The organism is Pedobacter deserti, from assembly GCF_024436415.1.
Classification (GTDB): domain Bacteria; phylum Bacteroidota; class Bacteroidia; order Sphingobacteriales; family Sphingobacteriaceae; genus Pedobacter; species Pedobacter faecalis.
The window spans coordinates 1,522,700-1,549,662 of the sequence record NZ_JAFMZQ010000001.1; the positions used below are offsets into that span (position 1 = coordinate 1,522,700).

Genomic DNA, 26,963 nt, shown 5'->3' on the forward strand with positions numbered 1-26,963 from the left:
TTTATTTGCTGTATATGTAGTTTGTGTTTCGATAGCCGTTGGCGGTACTCGTATACCAGTCGCGATACGTTGTGCCGCCCGACTGCGCCCAGGCCAGGAAATGTGGGTACGCTTGTGTAATCGAGCGGCCTTCAACAGGGTAGCTGAAGGTGCTCTGAAAGCTTAAGGCCCAGGGATATCCTGTGTTGTCCAGATAATACTTATTTGAGGCTGCATTACTCCGGTCTTCATAGGTACCAAACAGAGAAGTGTTGGCCTTGGCCGTTGGTGCATAGTTAGGTAGGTGCACTTCATATTCCCTGCGCATGTCGCTGATCAGAAATGGATTAAATGGTGCTGTCCCCAGCTCGGCCATTGAAATCGGGCTTACAAATCTGACTTGAACGGATACGCTCGCGGGGTTCACCTTTTCCTTGGCAGGATCCGTATTTACAAAAATGGAGTTGTTGGGGTTTCGCAATAGATTTTCATGGCTGTCGAACGGTATAATAACCGCCTGGGACTGCCCGGCCTCTACCTTGTTTCCTGCGAGCTGGATGTAGTTATGGTTGAGCAACTGGCCGTCAACAGAGGCTATTTTTCCGGGAGCAAAAGGGAATTGTACACCAAAGCCGTTTTTATAGCTTGCACCGGCGGCAACAGGCATGTAGGTACCGGTCATGTCAACAACCTGGTTTTTTGCATTGGCAACGAACGCATAACGATAATTGATCACGAGGTCGTTAATATCATAATCGCCCTTGCGTGGCCAGTTGTCTTCGAAAGCCAGCGTAGCCCAGCCAGTGGCTGAAGGAAAATAGCTCGTAAATGCCCGATTTGGATCGTTGGGGAATTCGTCGAGTTTGTCCTGGACGGTGTCTCCATCGGTATCTCCGCCTTTGTCCACCGGCGCTACATTTTCGTTCGAAATTCCTGTAACCGGATTGGATGTGGCATATATAACCAGATCATTAAAATCGTTGTCGGAATTTTGTGACCGGTTTACATCTTCAAAGCCCATTAAGAACAGGTTATGTGTGTTGTCGTGCAAAAGTACCGAGTGCTTTTTCAGGCTGCTTATCTCCGGGTTGAATCTTGAATCAGAATAGAACTTTGCTGAGTTAGTATTGACACCGCTTGACGTCCAGGCGTTTTGCAGCAGTACAAATGCTATCGTTGTACCCGCATTGAATCGTCCGAGCTTGACTTTGTTTCCGGAATGGAGGCCGCCACCGCTTTGGTAGGCAGAGGCGTTAGGGAAAATCAACGTTACTTTATCGATGCCGCCCAGCGTGGCCCCAACGTTAACTGAATTTGGCGGATTTCCGGTCTCGTAAGTATAATATGCCAACGAGTTATAATAGCCAGCGCCCTCAGAAACAAATGTAATCCATACGTCACTGGTCTCCTTAACGACAATATTTGATTCAATGTTGTTGGTTAGGTATTGGGGGTGCGTGGTGTTGAGCGGCTTCCCTTCGGGCAGAGATGCGTTTACGTAATTCAACAGTCCTGTACTTATGACGTCGCTGGTTGTTTCTAAATACTTTGGCCTTCCCAGACTAAGTGGATAGGTGGAGGTATTCAATACAGCAGAAGCTGTATTGGTGTAGGGAGAAGGATATCCGTAGCTAACGGTAAGTGCCATTGTGCCTATTGCCGATTTCTTACTAAGCAGTGCTCCGGGATCAATATCTGAGGGTGTTGCAGGCATGCGTGCAGCGATGTCGCCGCTGGCTGTATTACTGCCCCCGATAATGGCGCTTACAGAGGATCTTCCGCCTATATACAGCAAGGCATCATTGATAAGGCCTATATAATTCGGGGTGACGGCCAGTGTATCTAAAAAGGAGGGTATCGTGACATTACCTCTTACATAGCCATTCTGATCGCTCACGGCTCTCAGGAAAATTCGGTCCTGATCTGCAGGGTCGGTTACACTAAGCACTGCTCCTGCAATGGGCTGGTTGTTGTTGGTGAGTAACTGGACCGAGACAGCAATGCTTTTCGTGGTGGCATAGCTGAATGAGTTTGGAATGAGGGTTTCGTTTTCTGGATCCGGGCTGCTCGACTTGTCTTTCTTGCAAGCTACAACGGATACAATTAAGAAAACCAAACCGAAAAAAGGGATGAGTTTTTTCATGGTTAGGAATTTTTAGTTGTTATCTGGTATGGCAAAGCAAATACCATGCGAAAAATGCCCGCAGGCATTTGTATTTCCATTTCCTTGGGAAGATTGCTCTTCAGAAGAATGCGATAAAAAAATGGTAACTTTGCAGTTTAAAATTGGTAAAGCATGGCTAAAGTACAAGTTGGATTGGTGCAGATGAGCTGTACAGGTAATAAGCAGGAGAACCTTGATAAGGCGATTTCTAAGATCAGGGAGGCCGCTGCAAAGGGCGCCCAAATTGTATGTCTTCAGGAACTATTTACGTCGCTGTATTTCTGTGACGTTGAAGACTATAGTAATTTTGATTTAGCGGAGCCTATCCCAGGGCCGTCTACCGACGCCCTGCAGGTTGTTGCAAAAGAGCTGGGTGTGGTGGTGATCGCGTCGCTATTTGAAAAGCGGGCGCAGGGTTTATATCACAATACTACGGCTGTTCTGGATGCTGATGGTGCTTATTTGGGTAAGTACAGAAAGATGCATATCCCGGATGATCCGGCTTACTATGAGAAGTTTTATTTTACGCCTGGCGACCTTGGGTATAAGGTGTTCGAAACAAAGTTTGCCAAAATCGGTGTTTTGATCTGCTGGGACCAATGGTATCCTGAAGCATCCCGTATTACAGCGCTGATGGGGGCAGATATTTTGTTTTACCCGACGGCTATCGGCTGGGCAACTGACCAGGATGATGAAACGAACAAGGATCAGTATAATGCCTGGCAAACAATCCAGCGTTCGCACGCGGTTGCCAATGGCGTACCTGTGGTTAGTGTAAACCGGGTTGGCTTTGAACAGGACGGGGCGATGAAATTCTGGGGCGGAAGTTTCGCAACCAATGCACAGGGACGGATTTTATATTTAGGATCGCATGAGGAAGAGGAAACCGCGGTAGTTGAGCTTGATCTGACAGAGTCGGACTTTTTCCGTAAGCATTGGCCGTTCCTGAGAGACCGTAGGATCGACTCTTACCAGCCGATTACCAAGAGATATATTGATCAAGATTAAGGAACTGCATGTCATCTTTTAACGAAGTTATTTTTGAGAACAGTCCCGGCCGGCTAGGTTACCGTTTCCCGGCAGAGTGGGAAAAACATGAGGCAACCTGGCTTACCTGGCCGCATAAGGAAGCCTCTTGGCCCGGCAAGATTGACACGATCTACAAGCCTTACTGCCAATTTATCAAGATTGTAGCTGAGGGGGAGAAAGTTCGCATAAACGTGAACGACGAGGAAACCAAACGCTTTGCGATTGCTCAGTTGGAAAGCGTTGGAGCTGATCTTGTCCAGATTGAATTTTATTTCAACGGAAGTAATGATGCATGGTGCAGGGATCATGGTCCGGCATTTTTGTTGAATCGGGCGGGCGACCAGAAGGTAATTGTAGACTGGGGTTATAATGCCTGGGGCGACAAGTATCCGCCATATGATCTGGATGATGTTATACCCACAAAAATTGGGCAGCATTTCAACCTTCCGGTATATCACCCGGGCATCGTTATGGAGGGAGGTTCAGTCGAGTTTAATGGTGCAGGCGTGGTTTTAACCACGACGGCCTGTTTGCTTAACGAGAACAGGAACCCTGATTTGACTCGGGATCAGATTGAACGTTACCTGCGTGAATTTTATGGGGTGGAGCATATACTCTGGCTAGGCGATGGTATCGTTGGAGATGATACGGATGGTCATATTGATGATATCACACGTTTTGTGAATGAAGACACGGTGCTCACCGTTGTGGAAAGCAATCCGCTCGACGAGAACTATTTGTTGTTGCAGGAGAATCTGCAGCAGTTGAAATCGATGCGTTTGCCAGATGGTCGGCCGCTGAATATCGTGGAACTGCCGATGCCTTCGCCCGTTATTTACGAAGACACGCGTTTACCGGCCTCTTATGCCAATTTTTACATTGCCAACGCTGCAGTGATTGTGCCGACGTTTAGGGACGTGAACGATGAGAAGGCGTTGAAGATCATAAAAAGCGTATTCCCCGACCGCAAGGTTGTAGGCATCGACTCTACAGATATTATCTGGGGCCTGGGCAGCTTTCATTGTTTGAGTCAGCAAGAGCCGGCTACCCGTTAATATTATAATTACTATTTTCAACAAACCATAGATAAAATGAAGTTATTAGAAGGAAAAACTGCGCTTGTTACGGGCGCATCAAAAGGGATAGGAAGAAGAATTGCTGAAAAGTTTGCTGAGCAGGGAGCGAATGTTGCTTTTACCTACCTCTCGTCGGTCGAAAAAGGCATGGCGCTGGAAAATGAACTGCAGCAGTTTGGTACAAAGGTGAAAGGCTATCGCTCCGACGCCTCAAAGTTCGACGAAGCGGAGAAACTGATCAATGATATTGTGGCTGATTTTGGAGGGGTAGATATTGTGGTGAATAATGCTGGTATTACTAAAGATGGCCTGTTGATGAGGATGACTGAAGAAAATTGGGATGACGTGATAGATGTGAATTTAAAGTCTGTTTTTAACGTCACCAAAGCAGTGTCTAAGGTAATGATGAAGGCGAGAAGCGGTTCTATCATCAATATGAGTTCTGTAGTGGGCGTGCAGGGAAATGCTGGTCAGGCCAATTATGCTGCTTCCAAGGCGGGAATAATCGGGTTCTCTAAGTCGGTAGCAAAAGAGCTTGGTTCCCGTAATATACGGACCAATGTGGTAGCCCCAGGTTTCATTCGCACAGAGATGACAGATGTTCTTGATCCGAAAGTAGTTAAAGGTTGGGAAGAAGGCATTCCTTTGAAACGCGCAGGTGAGACAGAGGATGTAGCGAACGTATGTCTGTTCCTGGCTTCAGACATGAGTGCTTATGTAACTGGTCAGGTACTTTCTGTTTGCGGCGGAATGTTGTAGCCATGTGTTTGGTATGGGCGATTCGATTGTAGTTACCTTACTAAGTTTATTCGGATGCCTGATTCTGGGGATTAGTGTCGCCTGGATGTTGTATCGCCATAATACCTTTCTTGATAGGAGACTAAAGCTCGGGTTGGCCACAATCCGGGCTTTAGTCATTACAGCCATTGCGTTTCTGATCCTGGCTCCGCTCATCAGGAGCATTTCTTTTCTGGTGGAAAAGCCGGTTATCGCCATAGCTATAGATAACTCGGAATCGGTGCGGGCAATCGAGCCCGTTAGCTTTAATGCAGGAAGGTTCGAAAGCCAAATGAACCGGATCGCAAACACGCTTTCGAAAGATTATGAGGTGAAGCTGTTTAGTTTTAGTGACAGCGTAAAAAGCGCTTTGGATTTCAATTATGCCGGGAAAGTAACAAACGGAACTGCCCTAGCAAATCGTATTGCCAATCAGTTGTCCGGCCGCAATATTGGCGCTGTTGTGCTTGCATCGGATGGTATTTTTAACCGCGGTGGAAATCCGGTTAATGCATTTAAAAAGCTGAATGCTCCGTTTTACACGGTGATGCTGGGAGATACGGTTCCAAAAAGGGATGTTCGGATTACTAATGTACATCATAATCAGATTGCATTTCTGGGTGATGAGTTTGTGATCTCGGTACAGGTGCAGGCAGTTAAAAGTGATGGGGAAACCACCTTCTTCAGCGTTGAGCAGGATGGAAAGGAGGTTTATCGTAACCGCCTGGTTATTGCCGGCGATGCCTTCGCGAAAGAAATGCTGGTCCGGCTAAAAGCGACTAAAACGGGCATTCAGAAATTTCGACTTAAAGTAGGTGAACTTGAGCATGAGATTTCGCGGTTGAACAACCAGGCCGAGGTTTTTATCGAGGTTTCAGATGCCCGGAGAAAAATTCTCATCGCTGCTGCCGGTCCGCATCCTGATATCTCCGCTTATAAGCAGTCGCTTACTTCTAATACACATTTTGATGTAAAGGTGGTGCTCGGTGATGATTTGAGCAGGACAGATCCCTCAGACTATAATCTGATTGTCTTATACCAGTTGCCTTCAAATCTTTTAACGGAGACCGCCTTTTTGAATCTGGTCGGGAAAAGTAAGGCTGCCAGATGGTATGTTACAGGGGCGCAGACGAATATTGCAGGTTTTAATCGTTTACAGAACCGGGTCAATCTTCAGCAGGAAGGCGTCGGCCTGCAGGAGAAGTACGCATTTGTCGACGAGCGCTTCGGTGCTTTCCGTGTGGACGTTAGCGATGCGCGTAAGCTGGGGAATTTTGCTCCGTTGCTTAGCCCGCCTGTCGGCCTTAGCATTCCGGGCGACGCAAGCATAGTCTTAAAAAGCAGAAGCGGAAAGACTGGTACCGGAGAGCCGCTGTTATTTTTGACCAGTGAGGGCACAAAGCGTTCGGCATACCTGATGGGCGAAGGGTTGTGGCGATGGAGGCTCTCTGATTTGTCTGACGAGGGGCAGCCAGGTCTGCTGGATCAGTTGCTGCCGAATGTAGCTCAGTATCTTACCGTAAATGATGACAAACGGAAGTTCGACGTGTACACTTTGAAGAATGGCTATGGTGAGCAGGATAATGTGGTATTCAACGCCGTTTTATATGACGATAACTACCAGCAGCTAAATACGCCAGATGTTAGTCTGGAACTTCGTAATAAATTGGATGGCAGGCGCTTCAATTTTCTATTCTCAAGAACCGAAGCCGGATATACTCTTGACGCCGGATTTTTACCGCCTGGCGAATACACCTATTCCGCCGCTGCGGTCTCTGCCGGAAGAAAGCTTGCTGACAGCGGCACGTTCCATGTGACTGAGCTGCGTACCGAATTTCAGGAAACTACTGCAAATCATGAATTGTTAAAGAGCCTGGCCGCGCAGACGAATGGGGAATGGTTTGAACCGGATAGCGTTAACCATATTTTAGAACGCATCAGGGCGAATGAGCAAATACGCAGTGTAAGCTATGAGGACCGCAGGTATACTGAACTGGTAAACTATAAATGGTTATTCTGGCTGATCGTATCGCTGCTTGGCCTGGAGTGGTTGATGAGAAAGAGAAATGCTGCAATATAGCCTGGATTCTAATCTTTCTTCGCTTCCCTGATAATTACGAAAACATCTTCATTATCTTTTTTCATGAAGTATTTCTCGCGCGCAAATTTTTCAGCGGTATTGAGATTCGTATTGAGCTCGTTCAGGTCCTTTTTCACTTGCGCAATCTCTTTTATATAGAAGGCTTTTTCCTCTTCGAGCTTATTTAGCGCTGTTTTGTATTCGTATTGCGCAATGATGTCGTTTCTATCGAAGAATAACATCCAGACCACAAAAGCGGCTACGGCTAAGAAGTATTTATTGCTGACAAGCTGAAACATACGGTTCATATACAAACTTATTGAAAAGATTGATTATTCACAATGGTTTCCATAAAAGTAATTCGCGGTATTGGAACAATATTCTGCACTATAGGTCTTGGGGACATTTTCTGACGAATTATGTTCTGCGGGGCGGCTGCTTCGCTGTATAATTTCTTGAACTTTCCGGTATTCAAGGAAATAACGGCATTACTATCGACCTTAGCTGTCAACCAAATACAATCTGCATGAGAGAGCTTAAGATAAATAAGTCATTTACAAGACGCGATCATGATTCTTTATCACGTTACCTGCACGACATCGGAAGATATCCGGTTTTAAGTCCGGATGAGGAGGTGAGACTTGCCATTAAAGTGAAAGGTGGTGACACGGCGGCGTTGGACAGGCTGGTCAATGCTAACTTACGGTTTGTCATCTCCGTGGCTAAGAAATATGAGGGGCAAGGGCTTCCATTACCTGATCTTATATCTGAAGGTAATATGGGCCTCATCAAAGCGGCAGAAAAATTCGACCACACTAAGGGCTTTAAGTTTATCAGTTTTGCCGTTTGGTGGATCAGACAATCCATCATGATAGCTATTTCCACCCAAAAACGCATGATTCGCCTGCCGATGAATCAGATAACAGATTTAGCGGATATACGAAAGGCCGAAACAGATTTGGAACAGAAGCTGGAGAGAAGCCCCTCTATCGAGGAAATCGCGGAGCATACAGGTATCCCCCTGGAAAAGCTTATGCACTATCGTTCCGAAAACTTGTCGACTGTGTCGTATGATGTTCCTGAGGACGATGACTTTCCAAATGTTCGCCCGGTTTTGCATGACAAGGAAGGGCCATCTCCGGATGGAGGAATGATCTCAAGTGATTTCAGTAGTGAGGTATCGAAGATACTGGCAACACTACCTGTGAGGAATAGGAAGGTGCTGGAAATGTCATTCGGGCTTCAGGGTCAGCAGATGCAACTGGATGATATCGCCGATGTGTTTGGAATGAGCAAGGAAACGATACGGAAGAGCAAGAACGACGGGCTGAACATGCTTAGAGAGCATAAGCAATTAAGTTATATGCTGCAATATCTCTAATCGCCTTGATTTATTCTGCCTGACCACTGCTATTTTTGTTATCTTGAGCCCTTGGCGTTATAACTGATGGCTGATATTTTAAAAACGGCGAGATTCTACCCTTTGGGTGACCAGGCAATTGTTTTATCGCTTGGCAATACCATTGATTCGCAGACGTACGAACTGATTGGCAGATTGTCTGCTTACCTGGAGAAGAACCAGCAGGAAGGTTTCGCAGAGTTTGTACCTGCCTTTACTTCCGTTACGATTTTTTATAACCCTTTGGTCATTAACTACGACCAGGCGGAGTACAATTTGCGATCTGCGCTAAGCTCTATTGGAGGTCCGGGTACGGCGACTGGTGTGAGAGTGGTGGAAATACCTGTCTGCTACGGAGGGCTTTACGGTCCGGATCTGGGCATAGTCGCTTCCCACGCGGGCTTGAGTGAGGGGGAGGTTGTGCATTTGCACCAGACGTCAGAATACCAAGTGTATATGATTGGTTTCGCACCAGGATTTCCTTATTTGGGAGGTTTAGATACGTGTTTGGCAACGCCAAGAAAGGATAAACCAAGAACTTTGGTTAAGGCAGGCTCTGTAGGCATTGCCGGAAAGCAAACGGGAATTTATTCTATGGACACGCCGGGAGGATGGCAGATTATTGGTCGTACGCCCTTACGGCTTTTCGATCCGGAATCAAAAGATCCTGTTTTGCTCAAAGCAGGCGACAGAATCAGGTTTTTCGCAATAGATGAAGACGAGTTTGCTCATTATGTAAGTCATGGGAATTAGGGTTTTAAAAAGCGGGTTGCTCACGACGATTCAGGATACAGGCCGGCACGGTTACAGGAGGCAAGGTATCATAGTGTCGGGAGCCATGGATAGCCTGGCTTTACGTATCGGTAACATGCTGGTGGGCAATAACGAGGACGAAGCCGCTATCGAGTGCAGTGTTTTAGGCCCATCCTTATATTTTGAAGAAAGCACGCTTATAGCAATCACAGGTGGCGATCTTTCAGCCAGTGTTGACGGTAGACCTTTAGCAACGTGGCGGCCCGTCTTAGTGCAAAAGGGTGCTACGCTTTCGTTCGGCAAACCGAATAGTGGATGCAGAGCCTATGTTTGCATTTCCGGAGGACTTAACCTGCCGAAAATATTGAGCAGCCGCTCCACATACTTAAAGGCACGAATTGGCGGCTGGCAGGGAAGGGCACTTCAGGTGGGCGATTGCTTACCATTTCGATCGACCGCGGGCCCGACCTTGCAAGGTGGAAACTGGTCGCTCCATCATGGGATCTATCCAGACATAACAACCGAGACTGTACGCGTGACCGAAGGGCCTGAGTATTCCTTGTTCAGGACAGAGAGTCTCAGCGTGTTTACCAGCCGACGCTTCCAGATCAGCAGTCTGGCCGACCGCATGGGTTATCGGATGTGGGGAGAGAAGCTACTGCTTAACCGGCATACTGATATGCTTTCAGAAGCCGTTGCCTTTGGCACGATTCAGGTGCCGCCCGATGGCGACCCCATTATTTTGATGGCCGATCATCAGACCACAGGCGGCTATCCAAGGATTGCACAGGTGATCACGGCCGACCAATCCATTTTGGCACAGAAGCAAAGTGGACAGTTTATTTTATTTAAAATGGTTAGTTTAGCAGAAGCCCATGCGGCGTTGAAGGATACCGAGGGTAAGCTTCGCCAGTTGCGGCAGACTTTATCATTTAAATTTGGAGGACTATGAAGAGCGATATGAGTGTTGACCTGAATTGCGACATGGGTGAGGGCTTTGATGTTTATAGTGCAGGCAAGGACGTGGAGCTTATGCCCTATGTAACTTCTGTGAATATCGCCTGCGGGTTTCATGCTGGAGATGCCTCGGTGATGAAGCGTACTGTGCGCCTGGCGCTCGAGCATGGGCTGGCTGTTGGCGCTCACCCGGGCTTGCAGGACCTGAAAGGCTTCGGCAGGAGGGAGATGTCTATTTCGCCTGAGGAAGCCTACGATATTACTGTTTATCAAGTGGGTGCGCTTGCGGCGTTCGTGAAAAGCGAAGGCGGCATTTTGCATCATGTAAAGCCTCATGGAGCGTTATACAATATGGCCGCCGTAAACCGGCGACTATCCGAAGCTATCGCCGAAGCAGTTGCGAGAGTAGCATCCGAGCTTATCCTATATGGCCTATCGGGAAGTGAACTGCTTGTTGCCGGACGTAAACTCGGGCTTCCTGTGGCTAGTGAGGTATTTGCCGATCGCAGATACCAATCGGACAGAACGCTTGTACCGCGGACTCAGCCTAGTGCTGTGATCGCTGATGAGGACGAGGCCTTGCAGCAGGTATTGTCTATGGTTAAGACCGGCGTTGTGCAAACACTGGGTGGAAATAGCATAGAGATACAGGCAGACACCATATGTATCCATGGAGATAGCCCCCGTGCACTTGAGTTTACAAAGAAAATATACCATGGGCTACAGGGTGCGGGGGTCACGCTGAGCGCTTACAAACAAGGTCCGGATTCATATGATGGAAAATAAAAAGAAAGGCGCGCTCCTGGGGGCTGCTTTCCTGATGGCTACGTCTGCTATCGGCCCTGGTTTTCTGACACAAACCACCGTATTTACACAATCGCTTGGAGCAAGTTTTGGATTTGTAATCCTGGTGTCGGTAATTATCGACATTGGTGTGCAACTCAATATCTGGCGGGTAATTACAGTATCAGAAATGCGGGCGCAGCAGATCGCAAACCAGTTGGTGCCAGGCCTGGGTGCCTTTGTATCGCTGCTCATCGTGCTGGGAGGACTTGCGTTTAATATTGGCAATGTGGCCGGTGCCGGTCTCGGGCTTAATGCTCTTTTAGGCATTCCTGTGCTCAGCGGTGCGGTTTTGTCGGCCGGTCTAGCCATCGCTATATTCATCGTGAGAGAGGCTAGAAAGGCTATGGATTTGTTTGCGCAGGCAATGGGTTTTGTCATGATCCTGACTATAATCTATATCGCAGTAACGTCAGCGCCGCCTGTTGGAGAAGCGGTTTTCCATACGGTAATGCCTGAAAAGGTCGACCTGATAACGATTATAACGCTAGTGGGGGGCACGGTAGGCGGTTATATAACCTTTTCGGGCGGGCATCGGCTGCTGGACGCGGGCATAAAAGGTGCTGCGTCTTTAAAGCAGGTCGACCGCAGTGCGGTGACTGGCATTTCTGTAGCATCACTTATACGCGCGCTGCTTTTCCTGGCATCGCTTGGTGTGGTTAGTCAGGGATTAAGTATTGATGCAGAGAATCCCACCGGCTCAGTTTTTCAACTCGCTGCCGGACCTCTTGGCTATAAATTGTTTGGTTTGGTGATGTTCTCAGCGGCGATTACGTCGATTATCGGCTCGGCGTATACTTCCGTTTCTTTTATCAAAACGTTTCATGCCAAGATAAATGACAATGAAAATAGGGTAATCATCGCGTTCATCATTATCTCTGCACTTGTATTCGTAACAATCGGTAAACCGGTAAAACTTCTGATTATGGCAGGTGCCATCAACGGTTTTATATTGCCGCTCACCCTTTTGATCATTCTGATCGCTGCCCATAAAGAGAAGATCATCGGGGATTATGTCCATCCGAAATGGCTGACCGCCATCGGAGGAGTCATTGTTGCGGTAATGACCTATATGAGCTTGCAGGTGTTGTTTGACTTGGTCGGCAAATAAAAATCCCCGTTGCAGCAAGCAACGGGGATTTGAAATGTGAGAAGTGAAATTACTTCCTTATAGCATATTTAAAATCTTTTCCGATGAAACGGGCGGCAGCTCCAAGTTCTTCTTCAATGCGAAGTAACTGGTTGTATTTAGCAATCCTATCGGAACGGGAAGCAGACCCGGTTTTAATTTGTCCGCAGTTTAAAGCGACAGCAAGGTCAGCAATCGTAACATCCTCGGTCTCACCTGAGCGGTGCGACATCACTGATGTATATCCGCTGTTTTGAGCAAGAGAGACTGCATTAATGGTCTCTGTTAATGATCCGATTTGATTTACTTTAACAAGAATGGAGTTAGCTGTAGCCTCGTCAATACCTTTTTGTAATCTCTTAACATTGGTTACGAATAAGTCGTCGCCTACCAGTTGCACACGGTCGCCAACGCGGTCGGTCAGTAACTTCCATCCAGCCCAGTCATCTTCGCCCATACCGTCTTCTATCGAAATAATCGGATATTTTTCTGTCAGGGAAGCCAGATATTCAGCCTGTTCAGCGCTAGTGCGGATCGCGCCTTTCTCGCCTTCAAATTTAGTATAGTCGTATTTACCGTCTTTGTAAAACTCTGAAGCGGCACAATCGAAAGCCAGGCATATTTGTTCACCTGGAGTGTAACCTGCCTTTTCAATCGCTTTAAGGATCGTTTCAACAGCGTCCTCCGTACCGTCGAAGGTCGGAGCAAAACCGCCTTCATCGCCCACAGCTGTAGACAGACCACGATCGTGCAGGATTGCTTTAAGGTTGTGGAAAACCTCTGTGCCCCAGCGAAGTGCTTCCGAGAAAGAAGAAGCTCCTACTGGCATAATCATAAACTCCTGGAATGCGATAGGCGCATCGGAGTGAGAACCTCCGTTTACGATGTTCATCATCGGGATAGGAAGTGTGTTTGCGTTTACTCCTCCGATATAGCGATATAAGGGCTGACGGCTTTCCTGAGCTGCAGCTTTTGCCACGGCCAGCGAAACACCCAGGATTGCATTGGCACCGAGGTTACCTTTGTTTTCCGTTCCGTCCAATTTGATCAGTAAGCTGTCAATAGCATTTTGCTCAAATACGTCGATACCTTTCAACTCAGCAGCAATCTTATCATTTACGTTAGCAACGGCTTTAAGTACGCCTTTACCAAGATAAACTTTTTTGTCACCATCCCTTAGCTCTACAGCTTCATGGACACCTGTTGAAGCACCAGAAGGAACTGCTGCGCGACCAAGTACGCCATTTTCTGTAATTACATCTACCTCAATAGTAGGATTGCCACGGGAGTCGAGTATTTGCCGTGCATGAACATCTATTATTAAACTCATTTTTATTGGTTTTTATTAGTTAAACACCTTAGTGTACAAATTACAATTACTAAGGCAATATCCAAAGTTAGAATAAATTTTAATTATGATGCTATTCCCATTTAAAAACTTTGACTGCAAGGGCGTAAATAGCAGTCCCCCAGATCACCATGATCAAAATCTGGTATCGAACATCCCATAAACCGGCACCCTCAAAAGCTACTTTTCGCATAGCGTCATTCAGGTAAGTAAGCGGCAGGGCCCGGCTTACAGGCTGCAGCCAGGAAGGGAATGCATCAATGGAAAAGAATGTTCCTGAGAGGAGGAACTGTGGAAGCGTTATGATGTTGGAGATAGGTGGTATGGTGCTTTCGCTTTTGGCTACACCTGAAACCACAAACCCGAAACCCATAAACACGACTAGTCCGATTAAGGCCAGAAGAAGCATGTTAATCACTGTGACTGCACCGTGTATCAACGTAAAATGAAAAAAGAAATGTCCGAGCAGAATAATAAAGAGTGCTCCGAGCAGCGCAAAACCAATGCGCGCAAGGCCTTCTCCGAAAACAATGCTCGACCTCTTCACCGGGGTTGCAAAGAAGCGCTTGATTACGAGATTTTGCCTCAGACTAAAAAAAACAAATGCGGTACCAAAAACCCCGGTACTTAACAGTGAAAAACCCAGCTGACCGGGAAGGATGAAATCGATGGTGCGGTATATACGTCCGGTCACAGTACTCTCTTTCAGTTCTGCTACGGTTGGCATAACGCCTTTGCTATTAAGATTAAACAACAAATTGTTTAAAACAGATTTGAAAATGCTGCCTTTATCTACAGCCGCTGATGTGTATTGAACCGAGACGGTATACGCGGGATACCCTGCTGGATTAGAAGCAACCGCGATCAACGCATCGTAAGTGCCTTTCTCCAGGGCGCTTCGAATCTCTGAGGTATCTTTGTTTTTTACAAGTTGAACAACGGTATTGGATTCAAGTGCTTTAATCACCGGGTTTTGTAAGTCAGATCCCGGTTGTACAGCTACGCGAACATGTATACCTCCGCCACTCAGGAAACCAAAAACAAGAATAAAAATGAGTGGAAAAGCCAGGGTGAATATTACCGCCGAGGGGCTGCGCATAATGGATCTGAAACTAGCTTTAGCCAGGGCTAGGGTGGCAAGCGTATCGCTGTAGTTCTTCCTCATATGTTCTTAATGATCTTCCCGCCAGGCTTTACCCGTGAGGTTAATAAATACGTCTTCAAGGTTAGCCCGTTTTACTTCCTTTTTACGTTCGAAACCACTGTTGACGAGGTTATCTATGAGATTATCGGGGGTGTCCAACACCAAGATCTCGCCATTTTCCACAAAAGCAACACGATCACACAGTTGTTCAGCTTCATCCATGTAATGTGTAGTGAGTACAACCGTAGTGCCTTGATTGCGAATATTGGTGATAAGGTCCCAAAGGTTGCGTCTGGCCTGTGGGTCCAGGCCCGTTGTGGGCTCGTCAAGGAAGATAATTTTAGGATTATTGATCAGGGTGGTAGCAATCGAGAAACGCTGCTTCTGCCCCCCTGAAAGCGCCTTATACTTAGCTTTGGCTTTGTCCTGCAGGTTGACCTTTTCCAGCATGTGCATAGGCTGCACATCAACATCATACAGTCCTGAGAAAAGTTCTATAAGCTCTATAAGATTGAGGTTTGGGTAATAACCCGCAGCCTGGAGCTGCACCCCAATAACGCGTTTTATGAGCGTAGGGTCCTTGTCAACATCCAGCCCATCTACATGAACGGAACCGGAGCTTTTCTTTCGCAAGGTTTCGATAATCTCGAGCGTGGTGGTCTTACCAGCACCGTTCGGACCAAGTAAGCCAAATATTTCGTTTTCAAACACCTCAAAGCTGATGCCTTTAACGGCTGTAAAATCGCCATACTTTTTTACCAGGTCTTTGACACTGATAATCGCTTTTTTTTGCTCCATGTAAAAGCTAGTACTGACTACCAGGTGACTTCGCCTTTTATCATTCCGATAAAGTCATCGAAAAGGTAACGCGAATCATGCGGGCCCGGTGATGATTCGGGGTGATATTGTACAGAGAAGGCCTTCTTGCCTTTCACCCGGATACCTTCAATGGAATTGTCGTTCAGGTTCACATGTGTGATCTCTACCTTGTCAGATGCCCTTACCTCTTCAGGTATAACTCCAAAACCATGGTTTTGCGACGTTACCTCGCAATGGTTTTTGATAATATTTTTTACCGGGTGATTTAATCCACGGTGGCCGTTGAACATTTTCATCGTTCCGATACCGTTTGCTTCGGCAAGTAGCTGATGTCCGAGACAGATACCAAACATTGGTTTATTAGCTTCCAGTACCTTCTGGACAGTTTCGATAGCATAAGGCATTGCAGAAGGATCGCCGGGGCCATTTGATATAAAGTAACCATCTGCACCCCATTCGTTCATCTCTTCAAAAGTGGTCTTGGCAGGGAATACTTTTACGTACAGGTCCCTGTCATCAAAATTCCGCAGAATATTTTTCTTAATTCCCAAATCCAGTGCTGCAACTTTATAAGGCGCATCCGGTGAACCGATGTAATACGGTTCTTTCGTAGATACCTTTGAGGACAGTTCAAGACCGTCCATAGAAGGCACTTCGGCAAGTTTTGCTTTTAGTTCGTCCAGATCAGTGATTTCAGAAGAAATGATCGCGTTCATGGCGCCTTTATTTCTGATGTGACGAACAAGCGCACGTGTATCAATGTCTGAAATGCCGACAATGTTTTCGTTTTGGAAGTAATCCTGAATAGACTCAGAGGCTTCTTTCCGGCTATAGCCAATGTTATAATTTTTACAAACCAAACCCGCGATCTTTATGCTCTCCGATTCAGTTTCCTCCTTATGTATACCATAGTTTCCGATATGGGCATTTGTGGTAACCATAATTTGAGCGAAGTATGAAGGATCTGTGAATATTTCCTGGTATCCTGTCATGCCCGTGTTAAAGCAGATTTCGCCAGTTGTAGTACCTATTTTTCCGGCAGCCTTACCATAGTAAACCGTTCCATCAGCCAGTAACAAGATTGCAGGCAACTTCGTGTAGTTAGTCATCGTAATTATTTTCAGAGGTTATCGTTTTGAAAAAGAGAGGAAAAGAAGCGATCGGTGCGACGCAGGTGTCGTTTTTGCCATTCGAAAATGTATCGCGATATAACTCCTTCATTTCGGAGTACAAAGATACGTTTTTACAGTATCTTATCAAGTGTTTTTGCTAAATTTGTCGGCACAAAATAAACACGCATGTCGGTACACAAGGAAGTTAAGCGCATTACCACCCATATCCTTCAGGAGATGAAGCAACAAAGGGAGAAGATAGCTATGCTTACAGCTTATGACTATTCTATGGCTACTATTCTTGATGATGCCGGACTGGATGTGCTGCTTGTTGGTGATTCTGCTTCAAACGTTATGGCAGGACACGAAACTACGTTGCCCATTACCCTTGATCAGATGATCTATCATGCGCAGGCCGTTGTACGTGGCGCCAAGCGTGCATTCGTGGTAGTTGATCTGCCTTTTGGAAGTTACCAGGGTAACTCTAAGGAGGCGCTGAACTCTGCCATCAGGATTATGAAAGAATCCGGCGCACATGGAGTGAAGTTGGAAGGCGGGGCGGAGATTGCAGAGTCGATTTCCCGTATTATCACGGCAGGTATTCCGGTTATGGGCCATCTTGGTCTTACACCACAGTCGATCTACAAGTTTGGAACCTATACCGTACGTGCAAAAAATGAGGCAGAAGCAGATAAGCTCAAGTCGGATGCCCTTGCTTTACAAGATGCAGGCTGCTTCGCTGTAGTCCTTGAAAAGATTCCCGCCAAGCTCGCTGAGACAGTCTCCAAAAGCCTTGTGATTCCTACTATAGGTATTGGTGCCGGACCGTACTGCGATGGGCAAGTACTTGTTGTAAATGATATGATCGGACTTACTAAGGGTTTCCGTCCGCGTTTCCTGAGACAATACCTTGATTTGTACGAAAACATACTTGGTGCTGCACAGAGCTATATTAAAGATGTTAAGTCGGCTGACTTCCCCAATGAAAAGGAGCAGTACTAATGGCTGTTGCTGAGCGCGATGTTCTTTATGAAGACAACCATCTTATTGCCATAAACAAGAGGTCGGGCGACATTGTCCAGGTTGATGAAACGGGCGACGAGCCGCTGGACGAGCAAGTCAAAAAATACCTCGCTGTCAAATATAATAAACCTAACAGTGCATTTCTTGGTGTTGTACATCGACTGGACAGACCGGTTAGTGGCGTAATTCTCTTTTCCAAGACAAGTAAAGCGCTTGAACGGATGAATGCTGTGTTCAAAAACAGGCAGGTAAAAAAGACTTATTGGGCCGTTGTAAGAAATAAGCCGGCCAAATTGTCTGGTACGCTGGTTCACTGGCTGGTAAAAAATCCCAAAAAAAATGTAGTGAGTGCTTATCAAAGCGAAGTAAGCGGCAGTCAGCGCGCTGAGCTGAGCTACCGACTTATTGGTGAACTCAATGGTTATTACCTTTTAGAGATTGACCCCCTTACCGGCAGATCCCATCAGATCAGGGTTCAATTGTCTACCATGGGCTGTCCAATTGTTGGCGATAACAAATACGGCTATCCGCGGGGCAGCCGAAAAGGGAGTATCTGCCTACATGCCCGGCGCCTTCAATTTACCCATCCTGTAAAGAAAGAGCCGGTAGAGATATTTGCGAAGCTTCCTGAAGATGGTTTCTGGGATCGCTTTGAAGGTTTTGACAGTTAGTGGCAATCTGTTTTATCAAGCACAATATCTTTGCTAAAGCTTAGCTTAGATTTATCCTTAAATATAACTTTACCTCCCTGTTCCGTCATCTCTCCTGTGCCTTGAAGTAGTTGTTCAGCTTTTCGGAGGAAAACGATTTCCCGTACCGATTGCATGCCTTCTGACTGAAAAGTGTAGTCGCCCACTAGGGTGTCACCATTCATCTTGCCCGTAAAGCTGCCGAGATTTTTATCCTTTTCATACCACTTGTAGTTAAGTTCACCATTGACATCATCATCTGACATGTTTAACTTCATTTCTACGGTATCCCGATCGCTTACCCACATGTAGCAAGCCGTATCGGTGTTATTTGTGATTGTGTCGTCGGTATGCTGACTTGATTTGTCGCTGGTGCAAGAAAAGAACAGCAGGCTTACAGAGGCCGGGAGAATCAAAGATTTATTCATCGCGTAATAGTTTTGATACTGTTTTCACAGCAATTGGTCTGCCAAATCATTTATATATGTCGCACAGCCATTGGCTTGTGCGTCTTTTTAGATATCTTAGCATAATCATCGCCCTTCATGGTTCCTTATTGTTCTAAAAATGAATGACTTTTAATGGACATAAAGAAGGTATTCCGTATATTTTTGCTGCTGATAACAGTATGCTGTCAGCCACTGACCGCACATACATCAGATCGTGTCGGCATTCCTGAGGCAAAAGACGGTATCCTGGATCTTCGAAAGTATTCTTTCAATCAAGAGATCGCGCTGAATGGGGAATGGAAATTTTATTGGCTGAAGCTTGTTAATCCTAAAACAGCAGCGGAAACCGGCGTAAAAGCGCGCTTCCCTTTTCGATGGGATGGGTACAATATGAATGGGGTGAAGCTCCCAAGCTTTGGTTACGCATCATACAGACTTAGGGTGTTGCTGCCTGAAACGACTGAGCAGTTGCAATTGGCCATGCCCGATGTTTATTCTGCGTATACACTTTTCATCAACGGGGAAGAAGTGCTGTCGAATGGTCAGGTAAGTGATAACCCCGCCAAATTTATTCCTCACTGGCAGTATAAAGCGGTAGACATTGAGCAGGGAACCGATACGCTCGACCTCGTACTCTATATTGCCAATTTTGTGCATAGTAAGGGTGGGGTTAAAAAGCCAATACTGCTCGGACAAAAAATGCATCTGGAAAGTGAGCGGCAACAGGCAGAAGCAATAGATCTTGTGCTGACGGGGTGTTTGTTCATGGGCGGCCTGTTTTTTCTGGGGCTTTACGTGCTCAGTAACCGTGATAATGCCATTCTGTTGTTTTCGCTTTACTCAATAGTTTACAGCTACAGAATCGCTGGCATTGACAATTATGTTCTGCATTCTGTGTTTCCTGATATCAGCTGGTATCTTACTGTAAGACTAGAGTACTGTACCTTATTTTTTGGCATTGGACTATTTGGCTTGTATACGAAGTTCTTGTATCCAAACCAGATGAACAAATACCTCGCAGCCATCATTATTACCATATGTTTTGGATTTGCTATCATCTCTCTCGTAACACCGCCGTTGATTTTCACGAGACTGATTAACCCCTTTTTGCTTGTGATGGTCTTTTGCATCGTTTATATACCCTATGTGTATATAGCCGCCTACCGTGCACGCAGGCCTGGCGCGGCCTATGCCTTGGCAAGTTCGGTGGCATTAATGTCGATATTTACCATATCGCTCCTTCATTACTGGACGATCATTCCTCAGTTGCAACTCGTTAGTTTCGCCGGCTATATCAGTTTCTTTTTCCTGCAATCGCTTGTATTATCGCATCGTGTGTCATACATTCTGAAAGAGGCACGGCAACAGGCTGAAACAGGACTGAAAGTGAAAACAGATTTTCTAAGTACGATGAGCCATGAAATACGTACGCCGCTCAACTCTGTTATCGGAATGAGCCATCTTATGCTTAAAAATAATCCTCGCGAAGATCAGGTAAAGCAGTTGGACGTATTGCTGTTTTCTGCTAATCATCTGCTTTCGATAGTTAACGACATTTTGGATTACAACAAGATTGAAGCCGGAATGGCTAAGTTCGAGTACGTGGAAATGGATATTATTTCCCTGGCAGAAAACGTACTCTCCGGGTTGCAAATTCAGGCTCAGCGCAAGGGAATAAGCCTGACCGCCAAGTTAGATAGCCGCATCAGCTTTAAGTTGATCGGTGATCCAACCCGAACTTCACAGGTTATCACTAATCTGGTGCATAACGCAATTAAATTTACCAAGGAGGGCGGTGTAGAACTTCGTGTTGATCTTGAAGAAGAAACCGAGACGGCGGTCTGGCTCCGCGTCAGTGTTGCAGATACAGGTATTGGCATATCTCCCGATCACCAGCACATTATCTTCGACCGTTTTACACAGGCTGACTCCTCAACATCAAGAAGTTTCGGCGGTACCGGTTTGGGCCTCTCCATTTGTAAAAGAATTCTGGAGTTGCAAGGTGCAAAGCTTGAGGTTTCCAGTGAAGAAGGAAGAGGATCGGTGTTTTATTTCCGCCAGCGCTTTGATCGTGGTTCTAATGCGGCGGCTCAGCCTCCTGCAGTTGAACTCAGAAAAGAGAGGTCGCTGGCTGGCGTGGAGATTTTACTGGTAGAGGACAATCCACTCAATGTGAAAGTGGCTCAGGGATTTTTAAGCAGCTGGGGCGCTCATGTAGACCTGGCAGTAAACGGAAAGGAAGCGCTCGATCTTGTAGACCCAGGCAAGCACAAGGTGGTTCTTATGGATTTACATATGCCCGTTATGGATGGGTATCAATCGGCCCGCGAAATGCGAAGCAGAGGTGTAAATATCCCAATTATCGCATTAACCGCTAATTTGCCAGATGAGATTAAAGACCAGATTGTGATGTCGGGAATTAATGATGTGGTGGTAAAACCCTTCCTCCCTGAAATCTTGCTTTCAATGATTACGCGCTACGTAAGGAAGTGATCATCTGTGTTACCATTGCTTTGGCACTGAGCAGGGCTGCTTCCACAGTGCCCGAAAATTCATTTGAAAGCGCTTCGCCGGCGAAATAAATTTTGTCTGCAACAGGTGTGTTGAGCAGCCTTCTTGCGCTGGTGGTGCGTGGTGTCGGGTAGCTGTACGCGCCATAGATCCATTTATGTTGCTCCCAGTTTGCGATCGCCATAGCCTGGAGATGGCTTTTCACCCTTGCCTCCGACATGCCGAGAGTTCCGGCCAGCGATCTCAGTGCGACCTGCTTCAACTCCTGTTCGGGCAGTTTACTTAATTCTTTTGCATAATTGCCTCCGGCCCATCCGGTAAGTATATTGCTGGTGTAGGGAAGTTGGGTCCACCAGGTTTGTATCGCTTGGTCACTAAAAAGGAATGCCGCATCTTTTGGCCAAATGGGCGTGGAGAAGGAGGCAAATATTTTTATAGCCGCTCCAAAGCCAATATCCCCGGCTGCTTTTTTGTAATCATTTAACGGCGGGAAAAAGGAGAGTTTCGTGTTCTCGTCGGTGTCCGTCAGTCGGGCAAGCGGAACAGTCACAAGAACCTTGTGGGCAGAATACGTTTGCATGGCAGTACGTACCTCGCAAAGTTCTCCGTCCCAGTTAATATTCCTGACACAACAATCTGCATGAAGCTGCACGCCAAGCTTAACGCATCGCTCTATAAGGTATGCTGCCAGCACACCATATCCGGGGCTGATCTGGTAGGTACGGTCTTCTTCCGACCACTCCTTGTACAAAGCTTTAACACTTATTCTGTCTGGGTCGGCTGTATCATAACCTTCTGCATACCGTATCGTTTCAGCCCTTAGTTCTTTACATTCAGGATGCTTGAAGTGGGTGTTTAGGAACTCCACCAGCGTCATGTCTCTTTCTATCTGGCTCATGGCTTCAAGCAATCCATCCCAACCCTCTATCATCATTTCAGATCGAAGCAGTTCACCTTTCCTTGCCCGATAGGTTGTGCCGTTCACCTCCCTGTAAGATATTCCAGCCTCCTTCAATAAAGAGAATGTAAGATCAGCTTCGCCATGTATAAATTCAGCACCATATTTAAGGATCGAACTAAACCCTTCCCTTTTCAAATCCAAAATGCGACCACCGAAACGATCGGAAGCTTCAAGGATAGTTACTTCATACAATTCACCAAGCAGACTGGCAGCATATAGCCCAGATATACCGCCGCCGACTATTATCACAGATTGCTTATCCATTTAAAGTTTAACAGATAAACCGGCATAGAAGTTTCTTTTTGCAGCGGCGTTGAAATATCTGCCTCCGAAAGCGTTCAGGTCATTTCCCAAACTGTACTGCTGATTAAGAAGGTTATCTGCCCCAACGTACAGAACAATTGGTGTACTACCGGCCCGAAAGGTTTTTGCAGCTTTGGCTTGTACAAGATGATATTTGGCGCCAAAGATGGTATTTGCGTCGTTTAGCGGGATGGAAGATGTGTACAGATGCTGTAAGAACAAACTGTACTGACCAGATAATACCAGATCGGCGCTTGCTGAAGAAACAGTTTTAGGTACACCGGTAAGCATGTTACCCGAATAATCGTTTCCAGCATTTGAGTACCCACGGAAACAGAAGTGACTAAGCGTCCACGAATTTCGTACCTGAAGAGATAGCAGCAAGCCAGAGGAACGGGGTGGCAAAAGCCATAATGACATACTTGTTTCAAGGCCTTCTTGCCTTGTACCGCCGGAATTTATAAAATACTCAGTGTCCGCGGCGTCCACACGTCTTACGATTGCCGCTCTAAGCTGATAAAAGAAATAATTCAAGTCAATTTCCAATTTTCGGTTTGCCGACCTGTAGTTAATCCCTCCTTCCGTATTCCAGCCATGCTCAGCTTCCAGTCCGGTATTCACCAGCTGGTTTGAGGCGCGAACTTCTGCCAGGGTGGGTGGGGAGTAGCCCCGGCTGGCGGAAGCTCTGAGGGTAAGGTTGTCATTTCTACGGTAGGAAACAGCCAGACGCGGCATTATCTGCTTATCAAAACTTATTTTTTCACGACCCGAGGGCGTGGGCATCAGCGTTTGGAAATGGTAGTTGAAAAGATTTAGACTTGTTGAAAGTTCGACAAGCACCTTGTTATGTAGGTCGAAACTAACCTGAGCGAAAGCAAAATTCGAATGTGCTGTCAGATCATCGGCCGACTGCTGCGGTCCTCGCAGACCTCCGTAATTATCGTAATTGTCGACGTCCGAGCGTGTGCGCGTTCCTTCTATTCCGAGATTAGCGTTGATGCTGACTTCGGATAATTCCCTTGTATATTCCAGGTAAGTACGCAAACCAAGGCTTTGTTCCTTGCGTGTTTCAAAGTTGGTGATGAAAGGATTTTTGAAATCGGTATGTGACCCATAAACACTGATCAAATATCTTAGGTCTTTACCGATCAGCCAATTGTTGGATACGCCTCCGTAAAATGTCCGGCTATAAATTCCTGCCTTCTGTTCTGCCGCACCAGGGGTGGTGCCTGTTGCTGGTCTCGACGCTCTCGGATTTAAAGTAAATTGCTGGGCAGTTAGTCCGCCCGGCGTCTGGTACTCCAGGTCAGAATAGAAGGCGAAAACTTTTAGAACTGCGTCGGTACTATAACGGAACTCATGCAGAGCCTGAATGTACTTTCGTTCCATGGCACTATGATCCCGGTACCCGTCACTCCGCTGGTAAGCCTGAGTCAGCCTCAGTTTATAACGATCGGAGGTCAGGCTATAGCCAGCCGATTGCCTGAAAAGCCCGAACGACCCAGCTTCAATACTAACCGAAGGGCCTTCTGAATTGTTACCTGGGTCAACAAGGATCACGCCGCCTGAATTAGCGCCATATACACTGCTTTGGGGCCCTTTCAGTATTTGGATTCCCGATATTGCCGCCGCGTCGATCGCGTTAAGGTAACTGTTGCCGCCCGCATCAGTCAATGGGAACTCGTCTAAATAGATTTTTACATTTCTAACACCAAACGGCGAACGCAGTAGACTTCCGCGGATGGAGAGCCGGTAACTACCAGGAGAACGCTCGTCCATCCGGATCCCAGGCAAAGTGTTCATGGCCGACACCAGCGAGCTGGAGGGCTGCCTGCTCAATGCGGTCGAATCAATTAAGCTTATCGATCCTGTGCTTCTCTGGAGTGTCTGCTCGGAAAAGTAGGGCCGTACTACGATTTCCCTCAGGGTTTTACTTGTGTCTGACTGCGCGCTGGTGGAAGTCGCCCAAAAGGCAAAAAGCCATACACTTGTTATTCTTTTCATCTGTTTATTTATATCTTTAACCGGTTTTTATCAAAGGAGTTTGATAAATAACCGCTTTTTTTTCTCTTTCACCTAATCGTTTTAAAAATGTCAGACACGTCAAAGATTATTTATACTAAAACAGACGAAGCGCCGCTTTTGGCAACCTATTCTTTTTTACCGATAGTTCAGGCTTTCACCGCATCAGCAGGTATTGATGTAGAGATAAGGGATATTTCCCTGGCAGGAAGAATATTAGCGAATTTTCCGGAGTTTTTGAACGAAGGCCAGAGGATTGAGGATGCTTTAACTGAGCTGGGTAAGCTTGCCACCCAACCTGAGGCAAATATCATAAAGCTGCCTAATATTTCTGCTTCCATCCCGCAGTTGAAGGGTGCAATAGCTGAACTTCAGGCTCAGGGTTATGCGCTTCCTGATTATCCGGAAGATCCGCAGACCGATGAGGAAAAGACGATCAAAGCGAAATACGCCAAGGTGTTGGGATCGGCTGTGAACCCGGTTCTACGTGAGGGTAATTCCGACCGCAGAGCTCCTAAAGCAGTGAAGAATTATGCAAAGGCAAATCCTCACAGTATGGGTGCCTGGTCGCCGGATTCGAAAACCCGTGTTGCAAGCATGAACGAGGGAGACTTTTATGGATCTGAGAAGTCTGTTACCGTAACTGAGGACACGCAATTCAGAATTGATTTTGTAGGTGCCGATGGTGCAGTAACCGAGCTGAAAGGACTTTCTCCTTTGAAGGCCGGTGAGGTGATTGATAGTTCGGCAATGAGTATTTCAAAGCTGAAGTCTTTTGTCGCCAGAACGATTTCAGAGGCAAAGGACGCAGGAGTGTTGTTATCTGCGCATTTGAAAGCGACGATGATGAAAGTGTCTGATCCAATCATCTTCGGGGCTATCGTTGAGGTTTATTTCGCTGACGTCTTTGAAAAATATGCAGACTTGTTTACGGAACTGAACGTTGACACCCGGAATGGTCTTGGCGATGTATATGCAAAAATCTCCGGAAACGCACTCGAGGCTGAGGTGAAAGCCGCCATTGATGCTGCCATTGCCAACGGACCCGCGCTCGCGATGGTAAATTCTGATAAAGGCATCACCAACCTGCATGTGCCTTCAGATGTCATTGTCGACGCTTCTATGCCTGCGATGATCCGTACTTCAGGTCAGATGTGGAATAAAGATAACAAGCAGCAGGATACTATAGCTATAATCCCAGACCGGAGTTACGCCGGAGTATATACAGCTACAATCGACGATTGTAAGGCCAACGGAACTTTCGATGTGAAAACCATGGGTTCGGTCCCTAACGTCGGTCTGATGGCTCAGAAAGCTGAGGAGTATGGTTCGCACGACAAAACGTTCCAGGCAACGGGTACAGGTGTTATCCGGGTTATGGATGCCGCGGGGAACGTCTTTTTTGAGCAGGCTGTAGAAGAAGGTGATATATTCCGTATGTGCCAGACCAAAGACGCGCCGATCCAGGACTGGGTTAAGCTTGCGGTAAACCGGGCTCGCTTGTCGGCCACACCGGCTGTGTTTTGGCTCGATGAAAACAGGGCTCACGACCGTGAGATTATTGCCAAGGTAAAGACTTACCTGAATGATCACGATACTTCTGGCCTGGATATCCGCATCCTGGCTCCTGTGGAGGCTACAAGATTTACACTTGAGCGCATAAGAAAAGGAGAGGATACCATATCCGTAACTGGTAATGTGCTCCGTGATTATCTGACAGATTTGTTCCCGATACTTGAATTGGGAACTTCAGCTAAGATGCTCTCTATTGTACCGTTGATGAATGGTGGTGGCCTGTTTGAAACAGGTGCAGGAGGGTCTGCTCCCAAGCATGTGGAGCAATTTCTGCAGGAAGGATATTTACGTTGGGATTCTTTAGGAGAATTTCTAGCGCTCGCAGTTTCACTTGAACACCTTGGTCAGACCCAGAATAATGCGAAGGCACTTGTTTTAGCTGAAGCGCTTGACACCGCCACGGAGAAGTTTCTTGCTAATGACAAGTCGCCCGCCCGGAGAGTCGGACAGATCGACAACCGCGGATCTCACTTCTATCTGGCAACGTATTGGGCTGAAGCCTTAGCAGCCCAGACTAAAGATGCGGAACTACAGCATACATTTGCTCCGCTGGCAAAGCTCCTGTCAGAAAATGAAAGCGTAATATCTGAGGAGCTGATCGCTGCACAGGGTAAACCTCAGGATATAGGCGGGTATTATCATCCCAACGATGAGTTGGCCTTTAAAGCAATGCGTCCAAGTGCTACGCTGAACTCAGCACTTGAAACAATAAAGGTGTAATTCCCTTCATTATTAAAGTTTGAAGCCCGCCTATCTGTACCATAGGCGGGCTTTTTTGCGGCAAACAAAGTGGTCTGGTCGGGCGTTATCTATTCAAAACA

At 46.7% G+C, this 26,963-nt stretch carries 22 protein-coding genes; 13 read left to right on the plus strand and 9 right to left on the minus strand.

Annotated features, from left to right (window positions below; all coding sequences use genetic code 11):
• Position 1 precedes the first annotated feature (1 nt).
• The gene (locus tag J3P40_RS06895) at positions 2 to 2,122 is read right to left on the minus strand and encodes an LruC domain-containing protein (RefSeq protein ID WP_256004091.1); all 2,121 of its coding nucleotides are present in this window, start codon (positions 2,120 to 2,122) and stop codon (positions 2 to 4) included.
• 153 nt (positions 2,123 to 2,275) lie between these two features.
• On the opposite strand from J3P40_RS06895, the gene J3P40_RS06900 reads away from it, so the two are divergent.
• The 4 genes from J3P40_RS06900 to J3P40_RS06915 are packed head-to-tail and all read left to right on the plus strand — an operon-like array spanning position 2,276 to position 7,105.
• Entirely contained in the window at positions 2,276 to 3,151 is an 876-nt protein-coding gene (locus J3P40_RS06900; RefSeq protein ID WP_256004094.1) for a carbon-nitrogen hydrolase, read from the plus strand.
• 8 nt (positions 3,152 to 3,159) lie between these two features.
• Positions 3,160 to 4,227, plus strand: a complete 1,068-nt coding sequence (locus J3P40_RS06905; RefSeq protein WP_256004096.1) for an agmatine deiminase family protein — start codon at positions 3,160 to 3,162, stop codon at positions 4,225 to 4,227.
• Between the two features lie 36 nt (positions 4,228 to 4,263).
• Positions 4,264 to 5,007 (plus strand): 3-oxoacyl-[acyl-carrier-protein] reductase, encoded by a 744-nt coding sequence (gene fabG / locus J3P40_RS06910; protein WP_256004099.1) that lies wholly within the window; start codon positions 4,264 to 4,266, stop codon positions 5,005 to 5,007.
• Between the two features lie 13 nt (positions 5,008 to 5,020).
• Positions 5,021 to 7,105, plus strand: coding sequence for a hypothetical protein (locus J3P40_RS06915; RefSeq protein WP_256004102.1), 2,085 nt, complete (start codon positions 5,021 to 5,023; stop codon positions 7,103 to 7,105).
• An 8-nt stretch (positions 7,106 to 7,113) separates the two neighbouring features.
• On the opposite strand, the gene J3P40_RS06920 is transcribed toward J3P40_RS06915, so the two are convergent.
• Entirely contained in the window at positions 7,114 to 7,413 is a 300-nt protein-coding gene (locus J3P40_RS06920; protein WP_256004105.1) for an FtsB family cell division protein, read from the minus strand.
• A gap of 218 nt (positions 7,414 to 7,631) precedes the next feature.
• On the opposite strand from J3P40_RS06920, the gene J3P40_RS06925 reads away from it, so the two are divergent.
• The 5 genes from J3P40_RS06925 (at position 7,632) to J3P40_RS06945 (ending at position 12,168) form a co-directional block, all read left to right on the plus strand.
• Positions 7,632 to 8,486 carry a sigma-70 family RNA polymerase sigma factor gene (locus J3P40_RS06925; protein WP_256004108.1) on the plus strand — a complete coding sequence of 285 codons (855 nt, stop codon included), beginning with the start codon at positions 7,632 to 7,634 and terminating at the stop codon, positions 8,484 to 8,486.
• Between the two features lie 66 nt (positions 8,487 to 8,552).
• Entirely contained in the window at positions 8,553 to 9,257 is a 705-nt protein-coding gene (gene pxpB, locus J3P40_RS06930) for a 5-oxoprolinase subunit PxpB (protein WP_256004111.1), read from the plus strand.
• A complete protein-coding gene (locus J3P40_RS06935; RefSeq protein ID WP_256004113.1) occupies positions 9,247 to 10,209 on the plus strand; it encodes a 5-oxoprolinase subunit C family protein in 963 nt (320 codons plus the stop codon). Before pxpB ends, J3P40_RS06935 begins: the two co-directional genes overlap by 11 nt.
• Complete coding sequence (locus J3P40_RS06940; protein WP_256004115.1) at positions 10,206 to 11,000, plus strand: LamB/YcsF family protein; 795 nt, start codon at positions 10,206 to 10,208, stop codon at positions 10,998 to 11,000. Before J3P40_RS06935 ends, J3P40_RS06940 begins: the two co-directional genes overlap by 4 nt.
• Positions 10,987 to 12,168 (plus strand): NRAMP family divalent metal transporter, encoded by a 1,182-nt coding sequence (locus J3P40_RS06945; protein ID WP_256004118.1) that lies wholly within the window; start codon positions 10,987 to 10,989, stop codon positions 12,166 to 12,168. The genes J3P40_RS06940 and J3P40_RS06945 overlap by 14 nt, the downstream gene beginning before the upstream one ends.
• 49 nt (positions 12,169 to 12,217) lie before the next feature.
• Here J3P40_RS06945 and eno read toward each other — a convergent pair whose 3' ends face one another.
• From eno to carA, 4 genes are all read right to left on the minus strand, one after another.
• Positions 12,218 to 13,516: a phosphopyruvate hydratase gene (gene eno / locus J3P40_RS06950; RefSeq protein WP_256004120.1), complete on the minus strand. Its 1,299-nt coding sequence runs from the start codon at positions 13,514 to 13,516 to the stop codon at positions 12,218 to 12,220.
• Positions 13,517 to 13,607: 91 nt separating this feature from the next.
• Complete coding sequence (locus J3P40_RS06955) at positions 13,608 to 14,699, minus strand: ABC transporter permease (protein WP_256004121.1); 1,092 nt, start codon at positions 14,697 to 14,699, stop codon at positions 13,608 to 13,610.
• A gap of 6 nt (positions 14,700 to 14,705) precedes the next feature.
• Positions 14,706 to 15,476, minus strand: coding sequence for an ABC transporter ATP-binding protein (locus tag J3P40_RS06960; RefSeq protein WP_256004122.1), 771 nt, complete (start codon positions 15,474 to 15,476; stop codon positions 14,706 to 14,708).
• Positions 15,477 to 15,493: 17 nt separating this feature from the next.
• A complete protein-coding gene (carA, locus tag J3P40_RS06965) occupies positions 15,494 to 16,606 on the minus strand; it encodes a glutamine-hydrolyzing carbamoyl-phosphate synthase small subunit (protein WP_256004123.1) in 1,113 nt (370 codons plus the stop codon).
• Between the two features lie 189 nt (positions 16,607 to 16,795).
• Here carA and panB point away from each other — a divergent pair, with 189 nt between their 5' ends.
• Together panB and J3P40_RS06975 are read left to right on the plus strand one after the other, a co-directional pair.
• A complete protein-coding gene (gene panB, locus J3P40_RS06970; RefSeq protein WP_256004124.1) occupies positions 16,796 to 17,611 on the plus strand; it encodes a 3-methyl-2-oxobutanoate hydroxymethyltransferase in 816 nt (271 codons plus the stop codon).
• Positions 17,611 to 18,303 (plus strand): RluA family pseudouridine synthase, encoded by a 693-nt coding sequence (locus J3P40_RS06975; protein ID WP_256004126.1) that lies wholly within the window; start codon positions 17,611 to 17,613, stop codon positions 18,301 to 18,303. Before panB ends, J3P40_RS06975 begins: the two co-directional genes overlap by 1 nt.
• On the opposite strand, the gene J3P40_RS06980 is transcribed toward J3P40_RS06975, so the two are convergent.
• Complete coding sequence (locus J3P40_RS06980) at positions 18,300 to 18,749, minus strand: hypothetical protein (protein WP_256004127.1); 450 nt, start codon at positions 18,747 to 18,749, stop codon at positions 18,300 to 18,302. The genes J3P40_RS06975 and J3P40_RS06980 overlap by 4 nt on opposite strands.
• 153 nt (positions 18,750 to 18,902) lie before the next feature.
• Here J3P40_RS06980 and J3P40_RS06985 point away from each other — a divergent pair, with 153 nt between their 5' ends.
• On the plus strand, positions 18,903 to 21,263 hold the full coding sequence (locus tag J3P40_RS06985; protein ID WP_256004128.1) for an ATP-binding protein: 2,361 nt from the start codon (positions 18,903 to 18,905) through the stop codon (positions 21,261 to 21,263).
• Here J3P40_RS06985 and J3P40_RS06990 read toward each other — a convergent pair.
• Both J3P40_RS06990 and J3P40_RS06995 read right to left on the minus strand, forming a co-directional pair.
• Entirely contained in the window at positions 21,241 to 22,506 is a 1,266-nt protein-coding gene (locus tag J3P40_RS06990; protein ID WP_256004130.1) for a flavin monoamine oxidase family protein, read from the minus strand. The genes J3P40_RS06985 and J3P40_RS06990 overlap by 23 nt on opposite strands.
• On the minus strand, positions 22,507 to 24,549 hold the full coding sequence (locus J3P40_RS06995) for a TonB-dependent receptor (protein WP_256004132.1): 2,043 nt from the start codon (positions 24,547 to 24,549) through the stop codon (positions 22,507 to 22,509).
• 87 nt (positions 24,550 to 24,636) lie between these two features.
• Here J3P40_RS06995 and J3P40_RS07000 point away from each other — a divergent pair, with 87 nt between their 5' ends.
• The gene (locus J3P40_RS07000) at positions 24,637 to 26,862 is read left to right on the plus strand and encodes an NADP-dependent isocitrate dehydrogenase (protein ID WP_256004134.1); all 2,226 of its coding nucleotides are present in this window, start codon (positions 24,637 to 24,639) and stop codon (positions 26,860 to 26,862) included.
• Positions 26,863 to 26,963 lie beyond the last annotated feature (101 nt).

Coding starts and splice junctions, on each gene's coding strand:
- J3P40_RS06990 (WP_256004130.1), bottom strand. CDS start 22,506: ATGGATAAGCAATCTGTGATAATAGTCGGCGGCGGTATATCTGGGCTA.
- J3P40_RS06925 (WP_256004108.1), top strand. CDS start 7,632: ATGAGAGAGCTTAAGATAAATAAGTCATTTACAAGACGCGATCATGAT.
- J3P40_RS06960 (WP_256004122.1), bottom strand. CDS start 15,476: ATGGAGCAAAAAAAAGCGATTATCAGTGTCAAAGACCTGGTAAAAAAG.
- J3P40_RS06995 (WP_256004132.1), bottom strand. CDS start 24,549: ATGAAAAGAATAACAAGTGTATGGCTTTTTGCCTTTTGGGCGACTTCC.
- J3P40_RS06980 (WP_256004127.1), bottom strand. CDS start 18,749: ATGAATAAATCTTTGATTCTCCCGGCCTCTGTAAGCCTGCTGTTCTTT.
- J3P40_RS06900 (WP_256004094.1), top strand. CDS start 2,276: ATGGCTAAAGTACAAGTTGGATTGGTGCAGATGAGCTGTACAGGTAAT.
- eno (WP_256004120.1), bottom strand. CDS start 13,516: ATGAGTTTAATAATAGATGTTCATGCACGGCAAATACTCGACTCCCGT.
- J3P40_RS06975 (WP_256004126.1), top strand. CDS start 17,611: ATGGCTGTTGCTGAGCGCGATGTTCTTTATGAAGACAACCATCTTATT.
- J3P40_RS06985 (WP_256004128.1), top strand. CDS start 18,903: ATGGACATAAAGAAGGTATTCCGTATATTTTTGCTGCTGATAACAGTA.
- J3P40_RS06895 (WP_256004091.1), bottom strand. CDS start 2,122: ATGAAAAAACTCATCCCTTTTTTCGGTTTGGTTTTCTTAATTGTATCC.
- J3P40_RS06940 (WP_256004115.1), top strand. CDS start 10,206: ATGAAGAGCGATATGAGTGTTGACCTGAATTGCGACATGGGTGAGGGC.
- J3P40_RS06905 (WP_256004096.1), top strand. CDS start 3,160: ATGTCATCTTTTAACGAAGTTATTTTTGAGAACAGTCCCGGCCGGCTA.
- J3P40_RS06935 (WP_256004113.1), top strand. CDS start 9,247: ATGGGAATTAGGGTTTTAAAAAGCGGGTTGCTCACGACGATTCAGGAT.
- J3P40_RS06920 (WP_256004105.1), bottom strand. CDS start 7,413: ATGAACCGTATGTTTCAGCTTGTCAGCAATAAATACTTCTTAGCCGTA.
- panB (WP_256004124.1), top strand. CDS start 16,796: ATGTCGGTACACAAGGAAGTTAAGCGCATTACCACCCATATCCTTCAG.
- J3P40_RS06915 (WP_256004102.1), top strand. CDS start 5,021: ATGGGCGATTCGATTGTAGTTACCTTACTAAGTTTATTCGGATGCCTG.
- J3P40_RS06945 (WP_256004118.1), top strand. CDS start 10,987: ATGATGGAAAATAAAAAGAAAGGCGCGCTCCTGGGGGCTGCTTTCCTG.
- carA (WP_256004123.1), bottom strand. CDS start 16,606: ATGACTAACTACACGAAGTTGCCTGCAATCTTGTTACTGGCTGATGGA.
- fabG (WP_256004099.1), top strand. CDS start 4,264: ATGAAGTTATTAGAAGGAAAAACTGCGCTTGTTACGGGCGCATCAAAA.
- J3P40_RS07000 (WP_256004134.1), top strand. CDS start 24,637: ATGTCAGACACGTCAAAGATTATTTATACTAAAACAGACGAAGCGCCG.
- J3P40_RS06955 (WP_256004121.1), bottom strand. CDS start 14,699: ATGAGGAAGAACTACAGCGATACGCTTGCCACCCTAGCCCTGGCTAAA.
- pxpB (WP_256004111.1), top strand. CDS start 8,553: ATGGCTGATATTTTAAAAACGGCGAGATTCTACCCTTTGGGTGACCAG.